8 protein-coding genes and 8 tRNA genes are annotated in these 11,792 nt (G+C 40.8%); 13 read left to right on the top strand and 3 right to left on the bottom strand.

All coding sequences use genetic code 11. From position 1 onward, the window contains the following. Positions 1–16 precede the first annotated feature (16 nt). Both cysK and L1267_RS17490 read right to left on the bottom strand, forming a co-directional pair. Positions 17–985, bottom strand: a complete 969-nt coding sequence (gene cysK, locus L1267_RS17485; RefSeq protein WP_135925303.1) for a cysteine synthase A — start codon at positions 983–985, stop codon at positions 17–19. Positions 986–1,179: 194 nt separating this feature from the next. Further along, complete coding sequence (locus L1267_RS17490) at positions 1,180–3,534, bottom strand: carbohydrate binding family 9 domain-containing protein (protein ID WP_235383614.1); 2,355 nt, start codon at positions 3,532–3,534, stop codon at positions 1,180–1,182. Between the two features lie 194 nt (positions 3,535–3,728). Between L1267_RS17490 and L1267_RS17495 the strand changes: the two genes are divergently transcribed. The 13 genes from L1267_RS17495 to L1267_RS17555 all read left to right on the top strand — a co-directional run bounded on the left by L1267_RS17495 (position 3,729) and on the right by L1267_RS17555 (position 9,780). Further along, positions 3,729–4,880, top strand: coding sequence for a dicarboxylate/amino acid:cation symporter (locus tag L1267_RS17495; RefSeq protein WP_135925298.1), 1,152 nt, complete (start codon positions 3,729–3,731; stop codon positions 4,878–4,880). Positions 4,881–4,986: 106 nt separating this feature from the next. Continuing rightward, positions 4,987–5,637 (top strand): UvrY/SirA/GacA family response regulator transcription factor, encoded by a 651-nt coding sequence (gene uvrY / locus L1267_RS17500; protein ID WP_054553647.1) that lies wholly within the window; start codon positions 4,987–4,989, stop codon positions 5,635–5,637. 8 nt (positions 5,638–5,645) lie between these two features. Beyond that, positions 5,646–7,469, top strand: coding sequence for an excinuclease ABC subunit UvrC (gene uvrC, locus L1267_RS17505; RefSeq protein WP_235383615.1), 1,824 nt, complete (start codon positions 5,646–5,648; stop codon positions 7,467–7,469). A 42-nt stretch (positions 7,470–7,511) separates the two neighbouring features. Continuing rightward, positions 7,512–8,057: a CDP-diacylglycerol--glycerol-3-phosphate 3-phosphatidyltransferase gene (pgsA, locus tag L1267_RS17510; RefSeq protein ID WP_062566986.1), complete on the top strand. Its 546-nt coding sequence runs from the start codon at positions 7,512–7,514 to the stop codon at positions 8,055–8,057. Between the two features lie 139 nt (positions 8,058–8,196). Next, positions 8,197–8,272 (top strand) — tRNA-Gly (locus L1267_RS17515). A gap of 12 nt (positions 8,273–8,284) precedes the next feature. Beyond that, positions 8,285–8,358, top strand: a tRNA-Cys gene (locus L1267_RS17520). A 34-nt stretch (positions 8,359–8,392) separates the two neighbouring features. Beyond that, a tRNA-Leu gene (locus L1267_RS17525) sits at positions 8,393–8,479 on the top strand. A gap of 67 nt (positions 8,480–8,546) precedes the next feature. Next, a tRNA-Gly gene (locus L1267_RS17530) sits at positions 8,547–8,622 on the top strand. A gap of 39 nt (positions 8,623–8,661) precedes the next feature. Beyond that, positions 8,662–8,748 (top strand) — tRNA-Leu (locus tag L1267_RS17535). Positions 8,749–8,872: 124 nt separating this feature from the next. Further along, positions 8,873–8,948 (top strand) — tRNA-Gly (locus L1267_RS17540). A gap of 18 nt (positions 8,949–8,966) precedes the next feature. Next, positions 8,967–9,040 (top strand) — tRNA-Cys (locus tag L1267_RS17545). 35 nt (positions 9,041–9,075) lie between these two features. Next, a tRNA-Leu gene (locus tag L1267_RS17550) sits at positions 9,076–9,162 on the top strand. A gap of 171 nt (positions 9,163–9,333) precedes the next feature. Then, positions 9,334–9,780, top strand: coding sequence for a hypothetical protein (locus L1267_RS17555; protein ID WP_138558982.1), 447 nt, complete (start codon positions 9,334–9,336; stop codon positions 9,778–9,780). 17 nt (positions 9,781–9,797) lie between these two features. Here L1267_RS17555 and L1267_RS17560 read toward each other — a convergent pair whose 3' ends face one another. Continuing rightward, the gene (locus tag L1267_RS17560) at positions 9,798–11,216 is read right to left on the bottom strand and encodes an alanine/glycine:cation symporter family protein (protein ID WP_235383616.1); all 1,419 of its coding nucleotides are present in this window, start codon (positions 11,214–11,216) and stop codon (positions 9,798–9,800) included. Positions 11,217–11,792 lie beyond the last annotated feature (576 nt).

Consider the following 11,792-nt stretch of genomic DNA (forward strand, 5'->3'; position numbering starts at 1 on the left):
AAATTAACTGCACTCGTTATTGAACTAACTCTTTTTCACTGAATTCTTCAGCAAATAATGGGCTAGATAAGTAACGCTCAGTAGCACTTGGTAAAATAACAACGATGTTTTTACCCGCATTTTCAGGTTTTTCAGCAAGGCGTTTTGCAGCAACCACTGCAGCACCAGACGAAATACCTACTAAAATACCTTCGTTTTTCATAAGCTCGTGAGCCATTGCAATTGCATCTTCATTTGATACTTGCTCAGCGGCATCAACAACTTCTAAATCAAGGTTGCCTGGGATGAAGCCAGCACCGATACCTTGGATTTTATGAGGACCCGGTTTAATTTCTTCACCAGCTAAGGTTTGGCTAATAACTGGAGAATTAGTTGGCTCAACAGCAACAGATTGCACGTTTAGGCCTTTCTCGAGTTTTAAATAACGGCTAACACCGGTAATAGTACCACCCGTACCAACACCTGCTACGAAGATGTCGATTTTACCGTCCATTGCTTCATAGATTTCAGGACCCGTTGTTTCAAAGTGAATTTTTGGGTTAGCTGGATTTTCGAATTGTTGTAAAAGAATGTATTTTCCAGGCTCGCTTGCTTGAATTTCTTTTGCTTTTTCAATCGCGCCATTCATACCTTTAGCGCCATCAGTTAAAACTAGGTTAGCACCTAACGCTTTTAATAGTTTACGACGCTCTAGGCTCATCGTATTAGGCATAGTCAGGGTTAATTTATAGCCACGAGAAGCTGCTACAAACGCAAGTGCAATACCTGTGTTGCCAGAAGTCGGCTCGATTAACTCTTTGTCTTTGGTTAATACGCCTGACTTTTCTGCTTCCCAGATCATTGAAGCGCCAATACGGCATTTAACACTAAAGCTTGGGTTACGTGATTCTACTTTAGCAAAAACATTACCTGAGGTTACGCGGTTAAGCTTTACAATCGGTGTATTACCAATTGTTAATGAATTATCTTCAAAAATGTTAGACATAGTGTTCCCTTGGAAGCAATTTATTCAATCGTGATCAACTAGCTTAGGCTATTGATCTGTAATAGTCACACTTTACTGTGACTATTAAAAAACGAAAGTAAAGTTTGGCTATAACATATAGCGAATAGGCTTATAGCATTTAGTAATAAGGTGGGAAAAGAAGGGCGCGCACCGAAAGGTGCGCTCATAGAGTCTTAAAGTAACCAAGCGTAGCTAAATTTAGCAAATAGGGTACGCTGCTCTTTAGTTATCGATGAAAGTTCATCATCTTGATAGCCATTATCAGAGTAACCTGCAAAGAATACTGTTTGCGGGTTCAGTTTGTAAGAATAAAATAACTGGGTGGCTAACTTTTTATATTGGCTATCTACATCATCAATGTAATTAGCTTGATTACGTTCTAAATCGGTATAAATGACTGCAAGGCGTAAAAAGCTATTCACGTTAAACTGGTAAGTTAACCGCACATCACTTAAATTTGCGGTAAATACTTCGCTACCATCAGCTTCCAGTTGCTCATAAGTATGACGTAAGCGTACTTCAAAATGTTTACCAAGGTTCATATTCAGTACCGGGCGTATGTGAAACTTATCACCAGTGCGGTTATTGGCTAAGTCAACGGCATTACCTGTATACATATATAAAGAAGCAAAGACCCCAGCGGTTGGTTTAAAATCACTGTAAAAGCCAACGCCATTTTCGCTAAATAAATCTGTGTTGCCGTCTATATCTAAACGTGATTTATCGTGGCGAAGACCTGTACGGTTTCGGTGTTCAACAGAGACTTCAAAAAAGCTTTGTAATGGGCCGCTGACAGAAAAGCTGGTTTGTGCTTCTTTTTCAAGAAGTTCATTATTTTCGTTGTGGGTAATATCCCAATCGGCATACAGGTTAGCGCGGTTCCACCAATTACCTTTATCACCATACCAGCGGTATTCGCCACCTGTAGTGAACTTTTTAAAATCAACTTGCGAGATAAAACCTAAGTCAGCTCTTAAATCAGCATCGCGATAATTATAGTCAGCAAATGCACGCCAGTACTTCTCATCATGTTGATACTTAACATAGTAGCCATTACCCGATTGTTGTTCTTTACTTAAAACACGAAGTACACCTTCGTTATAGTCGCAATCACTATTTAATTCACAAATTACTTGCTCAGGTTGTAAACAGTTATCACCATCACATAACTCGTCAATAAAATCCTGACTGTATTGCGTTTGTGACTTTAATACTTGTACTAGGAAAACATCGTTCACTGTTGGTTTGTATTTACTATCAATACTATAAACCGTGTTTTTATAATCATCACTTTGTCTGTGAGTTGCTGTTGAACCAAGTGATAACCCTGATTCAAAGTCGTATCGGTATCGCAGAGCACCGTTTTCACTTTTCTCGTCAAGGGCGACAAGAGATGAACCTAAATTGCCCGGGATCAACACATTGGTTTGCGTATCATTGGCAATAAAACCGGCAAATGTATGGCCATTTTTGCTACCTGAGATCTTGGTTCCATAATCTGGTTGGGCAATATTACGGGTATGAATAAGGTTAAGTGTTGATGCAAAGTAGTCAGCGTTATCTAAAAAGAAGGCACGCTTTTCTGGGAAGAACAAGCTGAAATTATTATTCACACTCAATTGAGCAACATCCGCTTCAACCTGTGAAAAGTCAGGGTTAATCGTCGCATTTAAGGTAATATCTGGGGTGATCCCCCATTTAACATCCAGGCTGGCTTCAGTATTGTTCTCTGACTCCCAATCAGCCACTTGTGCGCCATCGATATCACGAGTCTCATTTTTGCCAAGCACCACAGATGGAATAATCGCTACGTTATTGCCTTGCTTTGCTTGTTCAAAACCTTGGTAACTTGGCATTTGGCAAATCCAACAATTGTTACCATGGTCAATTTGCATATTTGAGATACGCAAACGCTCACTACGGGGTAAAAATCGTAAAAACTCCATCGCCATCGTTTTGGTTGCTACGCTGTCGTCAAAATTCAATACGCGTAAGGGAATAGCCACTTCTACTGTGTAGCCTTTATCGTGAATAACACCAACACTATCCCAAATACCGTCCCATGATGAGCTTTCATGTTTAGTCAGTTCGTTTTCTATCGAGTCTTGTTGTACGCCAAGTGGGTTAATAAAAAACTGATAAGCTAATTGAGCATTATTGTATGAATCAATTTTCAGTCCCACTAAGTCATCATCCCATGCTGCATCACGGTCACGATAGAAAGCGCGAATTAGTTCTGGATTTGGGTCGTTTGCTTCAAAGCCAATAAATAACGTCTCGCCATCTTCATAGACATAGGCGTGTGTGGTCACTGGGCTTTTGCTGTTTTCATAAGGCCACGTGACATTATCAATCGTGATTTTTTTTGCGTGTTGCCAACTTGCTTCATTTAGCTTTCCGTCAATTGTTGCTTGTTCCGCAACAAAAGGGAGGGTGATGGGTTGGCTGGTGGCCAAGGAAGTAAAAGGTGTGCTCAGTAGAGCGGCACTTAATATAGATTTATACATAAGAACTACACGGGTATTCATAATTGCGAGCATGTTATTAACTTGCAACTTTGTTAACAAATGCAACGCGATAGGACGCATATATTTACGTTCAAATTAGATTCTGCGAAGCTGTGGTGGTAATTTGCGCAGTTAAACGTTAATTTGGCTGTTTTATAACAAAAGTAAACTAAAACGTGGTAAAAGGTTACCACCTAAAAATTGAAGTGATCGTTATGAATTTAATTCTAAAATTAATTGCTGGTATTGTTGCCGGTATTTTAGTGGGCTTGTATGTGCCGCTAACAGGTGTTGAACTCCTCTATACAGTAAAAGAAATAATAGGTCAGTTGATCACCTTTACCATTCCACTGATTATTTTATTTTTTATCGCATCTGGTATTGCTGGCTTACCAAAAGGTTCTGGCCACTTACTTGGCAAAACTGTCGGTTTTGCTTATGGGTCAACGATTATTGCTGGCACCTTAGCGTTTTTATTAGTCAGCGCCATGATCCCATTGTTTGATGGGGGCTTAACGTTTGAAGCTGAAGTAGCTACAGAAGTGGGCAGCTTTATTGATTTAGAAATTCCACCACTTATGAGCGTAATGACGGCGTTAGCTGCGGCTTTCATTTTTGGTATTGGTATGAGCCAAATGCAACTTGATATGTTGAAGAAAGTTTCTGATCAGGGTCGTGATGTAATTGATGGCTTATTAGCAAAGGTTATTATTCCAGCATTACCGTTTTATATTGCCGGTGTATTTGCAGAGATGACAGTCGCTGGCACTGTGGTAGATACGCTGCAAACATTTGGTATTGTATTACTTGCAGCATTGATCATGCATTGGTTATGGCTAACCGTTTTATATGTCTCAACGGGACTTTTATTAAAAAGAAACCCATTAGAGCTTGTAAAAAATATGCTACCCGCTTACTTTACTGCTTTAGGTACAATGTCGAGTGCAGCAACAATTCCTGTATCGCTGCGCTCAAGTAAAGCTAATAATGTAAAAGAAGATGTTGCAAACTTTACAGTGCCGTTATGTGCAACCATCCATTTATCGGGTTCAACAATTACCATTGTGACATGTGCAATGGCAGTGATGTTCTTATCGCCTAATATGGATGTACCATCTTTATTTGGTATGTTGCCATTTATTATGATGTTAGGTGTTGTCATGATTGCAGCTCCTGGAGCGCCGGGTGGTGCGGTTATGTCGGCATTAGGACTATTAACAAGCATGCTTGGTTTCAATGAAGGCGCAGTGGCATTAATGATTGCACTTTATTTAGCACAGGATAGTTTTGGTACAGCTTGTAATGTTACAGGTGATGGTATTATTGCGCTGTGGGTTGATCGTTTTAGCGAGAAAAACGCCGCATAAAATGATGAGTGAAACAATAATTTGATTTATTGTTTCACTCATTCTGTGCTAATGTGGCACATTAAATTTACACAAGCATGTATTTGGGTTATTTGAGGGTGTTCCATTGATTAATGTACTTTTAGTTGATGACCATGAGCTTGTACGGACAGGTATCAGACGTATACTTGATGATGTTCGTGGTTTTAAAGTGGTTGGTGAAGCTAAAACCGGTGAAGAAGCGGTGCAATTTTGCCGTCAACATTCGCCTGATATCGTGTTGATGGACATGAACATGCCAGGTATCGGTGGTTTAGAGGCAACTAAGAAAATCTGTCGTTATTGCCCTGATGTAAAAATTATCGTGCTGACGGTGCATTGTGAAGATCCATTCCCAAGCAAAGTGATGCAAATCGGAGCTCATGGTTATCTAACTAAAGGTGCCGGCTCTGATGAAATGGTTAACGCTATTCGTGCTGTAAATGCTGGCCAACGTTATATCGCGCCTGAAATTGCTCAGCAAATTGCCCTTGCACAGGTAAGCGGACGCACAGACGAAAATCCGTTTCAGAGTCTTTCTGAGCGTGAACTGCAAATTATGCTGATGATCACCAAAGGTGAAAAGGCACAAGACATAGCAGAGCGTTTGAACCTAAGTTCTAAAACAGTGAATAGCTATCGCTATCGCATGTTTGAAAAGCTAAATGTGGGTGGTGATGTTGAACTTACGCATTTAGCAATACGTCACAAAATGATCGACATTGATAGTTCGCATTAATTTGCTCAATGTCTGATTTCGAACCAGCCCGTTTTCTTAAAACACTATCAAGTGAGCCCGGTGTCTACCGAATGCTTGATAGTGAAGGGCAAGTTATTTATGTCGGTAAGGCTAAAAATCTAAAAAAGCGCGTAACTAGTTACTTTCGCAGTAATGTAACTGATAGTAAAACACGTGTCTTAGTAAGCAATATTTGCGGTATCGAAGTCACCCTGACTAACACAGAGACCGAAGCCTTATTACTTGAAAACAACTTAATAAAAAAATATCAGCCTCGCTACAACATTTTACTGCGCGATGATAAATCATACCCTTATATTCTTTTAACTGATCACAAACACCCGCGACTCGCTTTTCATCGTGGTAGTCGTAAAATCAAAGGCGAGTATTTTGGTCCATTCCCAAGTGCAGGGGCGGTATCTGAAAGCCTGCGTTTAATGCAAAAAATCTTTCCGGTTCGCCAATGTGAAGATGCCTATTACCGAGCTCGGAGTCGTCCATGTTTACAATATCAGTTAAAACGTTGCTCAGCGCCGTGTGTTAATAAAATTACCGATGAAGAATATCAACAAGAAGTCGATTTTGTACGTAAGTTTTTACTAGGCAAATCTCATGAAGTTATTGCTGATTTAATTGCTAAAATGGAGCAAGCAAGCAAAGAGCTTAAATTTGAGCTCGCTGCAAAAGTACGCGACCAAATTATGTTACTTCGGAAAATGCAGGAACAGCAATCGATTTCCGGTAATCATGCCGAAATGGATGTGGTTGGCTTTGCGCATTTAAATGGTTTAAATGCGGTTCACTTATTAATGATCCGCGATCATAAGGTACTTGGTAGCAAAACCTATTTCCCCAAAGTGCCCAAAGACTCTGGTCAAGAAGAGATTTTAACTTCCTTTTTAGGCCAGTATTACTTAGCGCCTGGTGCAACAGGGCGCATTGCTAAAGAAATCATCTTACCGTTTACAATCGAAGAGAGTGAGCCTCTAAGCGATGCACTTACGGCAATCTCTGAGCGTAAAGTAAGTTTAAAAGTCGCTAATCGCGGTGAGCGAGCTCAGTATCTTAAGCTTGCTAATAAAAATGCCCTTAACAGCATTAGTGTTAAGCAAAGCACGCAGGACTCAATTAATAAACGCTATGCACAATTAAAAGAAACGTTACGTCTTGATGATATAAATCGTATGGAATGTTTTGATATCAGCCATACAATGGGTGAAAACACGGTTGCAAGTTGTGTGGTGTTTGATTCGCAAGGTCCAAATAATAAAGAGTATCGCCGTTTTAATGTTACCGGCATCACAGGTGGCGATGATTATGCCGCGATGGAATTTGCACTTAATAAACGCTACAACAAAGTAGTCGATGAAGAAAAAATACCCGATGTTATCTTTATCGATGGGGGTAAAGGGCAATTATCTCGTGCTGAACAATATTTTGAAAACTGGCCACATAATAAAATGCCGTTGCTGGTGGGTGTTGCAAAAGGCACAAGCCGAAAACCAGGTTTAGAAACGCTATTAATTGATGGCGGACGAAAAACAATACCACTTGATTCAGACGCGCCGGCACTGCATTTAATCCAACATATACGTGATGAGTCGCACCGTTTTGCTATTGCTGGGCATCGTAATAAACGTCAAAAACAACGCACGCAATCATTATTAGAAGAAATTACCGGTGTTGGACAAAAGCGCCGACAGGCATTATTAAAATATTTAGGGGGCATGCAAGGGGTAAAAGCTGCTAATATAGACCAATTAAAACAAGTTCCTGGGATCAGCCCTGAAATGGCTGAAAAGATATTTAATCATTTGCATGACAAGGCGTAGCCTTCGTGCGAATATAGTAAAAAAAGACATCTCCAAGTAGTTATGTGGAATATTCCAAACACACTCACAACCTTTAGACTTTTTCTTATCCCCATTTTTTTGGTGATATTTTATTTGCCTTTCTCATGGGCGTTTTTCGCAGCTGCGTTTGTTTTCTGGCTTGCGTCAATCACAGATATCCTTGATGGCTATCTTGCGCGTCGTTTAAATCAGTCAACGCCATTTGGTGCGTTTTTAGACCCTGTTGCTGACAAAGTAATGGTCTGTGCGGCACTTGTTGCTTTATCAAGCCATTATCAAAGTTTGTATATGACTATACCTGCATTAGTTATTATTAGCCGCGAAATCGTTATTTCTGCATTACGTGAATGGATGGCAGAGCAGGGTAAGCGTGACAATGTAGCTGTATCTAACATGGGTAAGTTTAAAACTGCGGCACAAATGCTAGCCATTATTGGTTTGATTTGGCAATTTGATACATGGATGATCTACTTAAGTTATGGTCTTTTATACGTTGCAACATTCTTAACGCTTAGTTCTATGCTGCAGTATTTAATGGCAGCATGGTCAGAATTGACCAAAAATTGATCCTAAGCGTATAATTACACACCGTTTTAGATAAAAAATAAGCAAACAGTTCAAAACTAGCATTTTTTATATTGACGCGTTTAATAATCTCTGTAGAATGCGTCCGTGTTGAGAGGGCATAGCCCCCAAGATAAAGAAAGCGGCACTAGCTCAGTTGGTAGAGCGCAACCTTGCCAAGGTTGAGGTCACGAGTTCGAGCCTCGTGTGCCGCTCCAATTATCTAATTTGGCGGAATGGCAGAGTGGCCATGCAGCGGATTGCAAATCCGTCCACCTCGGTTCGACTCCGGGTTCCGCCTCCATTCAACACTCCACGCGCTCTATGAGCAACCCGATGCCCGGGTGGTGGAATTGGTAGACACAAGGGATTTAAAATCCCTCGCTGGTAACAGCGTGCCGGTTCAAGTCCGGCCCCGGGCACCATTTTGTGGTTAACTACAATACCAAATGTAGTTTTAAAATTACGATTTAACTCTAGAGTTAATATGATGCGGCACTAGCTCAGTTGGTAGAGCGCAACCTTGCCAAGGTTGAGGTCACGAGTTCGAGCCTCGTGTGCCGCTCCATATTAGCTTTATCCACTTGCTTTAAATAGCAAACCCGATGCCCGGGTGGTGGAATTGGTAGACACAAGGGATTTAAAATCCCTCGCTGGTAACAGCGTGCCGGTTCAAGTCCGGCCCCGGGCACCATTTAAACTTAAATAGTTTATTGGATAAACAAACAAATTTGCGGCACAAGCTCAGTTGCCAGAACGTTATCATCGCAACCTAAAGGTTGTGCACCAACGGACAAAACACTGACAGAAACAAATTTGCGGCACTAGCTCAGTTGGTAGAGCGCAACCTTGCCAAGGTTGAGGTCACGAGTTCGAGCCTCGTGTGCCGCTCCAATTATTTGGAAGCGATAAGGCGGAATGGCAGAGTGGCCATGCAGCGGATTGCAAATCCGTCTACCTCGGTTCGACTCCGGGTTCCGCCTCCATATAATACTCCACATGCTCTTACGAGCGACCCGATGCCCGGGTGGTGGAATTGGTAGACACAAGGGATTTAAAATCCCTCGCTGGTAACAGCGTGCCGGTTCAAGTCCGGCCCCGGGCACCATTTATATTTAATACCACTTCTCTATTTCATTTATATTTCTTTTTATAATCTCAGCTAAATATTTTTTTATTGCCAAAATAGCTTTATAGTTTCCTTAGTCATTTTAAATCAGCTAACGCTTTTTCAGTTTTAAGTGCTACTGAACTCAATAAATAGGATCAAGGAAAGAGAATGGAGCAATTTAAACGTGGTTTAAATCAGTTTTGGGTGGGCGCCGTATTTGGGCTTTGTTTAGCAATCTCATTAGTACTAATACCTGTTGCGATTATTATGTCGAACATTAACGACGTACTTAAAATTCATGAAGTCAGTGTGCTTGTTGATAAAGTATCGACCGCATTTGAAAAATCAGAACAAGTCATCAGTAATGCTAAAGCGGCGCTAACCGATTTTGATAATGACGTGGTGATGGCTATGCTCACCGCCGTGCAATCTTATCAGCAACAATCGCAGCCATTATTAACTGCAGAGCAAAAACAAGCATTAAAAGCGCAAATAAAAGAGCAGCTTGTTACACAGCTTGAATCCAAACTTAACGAACAGCAAATCACATTCATATTGTCTGTTTTTGAAAAATTAGCAAATACAAAAAAGGGAGCACAATCGCTCCCCAATTAAGTAATCATTTGGCTTGATTATTTGCGCCACGCGCCTTTAGGAATAGTTTGATCGAGCCTTTTGTTTTGCGAAGGATCGAAAGTAGGTAATTTACCGGCTTTACGTTGTGAGTTGTAATCCTTCGCAAGCCAAATAACGACACCCGAAAGCATAAATAAAGCGATGACGTTAACAATTGCCATCAAGCCCATCGAAATATCGGCAAGCGTCCATACTAAAGGTAATTCACCGAGCGCACCAAACATCACCATACCAAGTACTAATAATCGGAAGATCAACATGCCCGATGCATGGTTATGTTCTAAAAATAATAAATTGGTTTCCGCATAAGAATAATTAGCAACAATCGAGGTAAATGCAAAAAACAAAATTGCAATCGCAACAAAGGTTGCTCCCCAGCTACCAACATGTTCTTCAAGGGCAGCTTGCGTCAATGCAATACCAGTCACACCTGAATCAGGTATAAGCTGTTGTGATAATAAAATAAGGGCTGCGGTTGCAGTACAAATAATAATTGTATCTACAAATACACCGAGCATTTGCACATAACCTTGTGAGGCTGGGTGCGGTGGGTTAGGTGTTGCCGTTGCAGCAGCATTTGCAGCGCTACCCATACCAGCTTCATTAGAGAATAACCCACGTTTAATACCCTGGATCATCGCCTGCATAACACCATAACCAATTGCACCAGCGCCTGCTTGCTCGATACCAAAGGCACTATTAATAACATGCATGAACACATTGGGTAGTAAATCGTAGTTCATGGCACATACATAGAGCGCAACTAGCAAATAAGCCAGCGCCATAAATGGCACAACCATTTCTGCAAAACGTGAAATAGTTTTTAAGCCACCAAAAATGATAATGCCAGACCCTAATACCAAGGCGATTCCGACAACATAGTTTGGAATCCCAAACGCAACATCAAATGCAGCAGCAATAGAGTTTGATTGAACTGCATTAAATACCAAACCAAAAGCAAGAATAAGGCAAAGAGAGAAAATGACTCCCATCCAACGTTTACCTAATCCATATTCCATATAATAAGCAGGGCCACCACGAAAGTTGCCATCTTCATCGACCGTTTTATATGCTTGGGCAAGGGTACTTTCTGCAAAACTTGTCGCCATACCTATTAAAGCAATAAGCCACATCCAAAAAATTGCACCGGCACCGCCTAAATAAAGTGCAACAGCAACGCCCGCCATATTACCAGTGCCAACTCGCGCAGCTAATGAAGTACAAAATGCTTGGAATGAAGAAATGCCCTCACCAGAACCTTGGCGGCTCTGAAACATCACTTTGATCATATGTGGAAATTGAGTGAATTGGATAAAACCGAGTCGAAGAGTGAAAAATAGCCCCGCAGCTATTAAAAGGTAAACCAGAATGTGACCCCAAAGGAGACTACTTATACTATTTATAATGTCTGTCATTTTTCTTGCCTTGTGAGCGAGTGGAAAATCTGCGGCGCAAGTTACCATAACAAGCGCGGAGAGTTTAGTTATTCTGCTAAAAATCATCAGTTATCCACAGTTGTTTGTGGGTAACATGTTTGCATTTGGTGGGTATCTGATTAATTTGAAAATAATCAAAAAAACCTTCAAAAAGTGCTTGCGTTAAAAATCCATCTCCCTATAATGCGCATCCACTGACACGGCGGGCAGCAATGAAAAGCGCTGAGCTGAACAAAGTGACAGAGAGTTAAGTAAAACTTCGGTTTAAAACGGTCTAAAAAGAAAGTTTAAAATTAAGTATTGACTCAAAAAATTAAGGATGTATTATACGCATCCCTCGAGACGCGAAAGCAACTCGAAACGTTCTTTAACAATATAAAGCAATCATCTGTGTGGGCACTCGTACAGATTGAGTTCTAACAGCGAAGCTTAGTTTACTAAGTGACGCAAACAAATTTAGAGTCTCAATTGAACTGAGTGACCAACGGAAACAAGTTTACTTGTTTCAGCACAGTCAATTCGATATCGAAAGATATCAAAATTCAGAATTCATTG

This window comes from Pseudoalteromonas sp. OFAV1, assembly GCF_021532595.1.
Taxonomy (GTDB): Bacteria; Pseudomonadota; Gammaproteobacteria; order Enterobacterales; family Alteromonadaceae; genus Pseudoalteromonas; species Pseudoalteromonas lipolytica_C.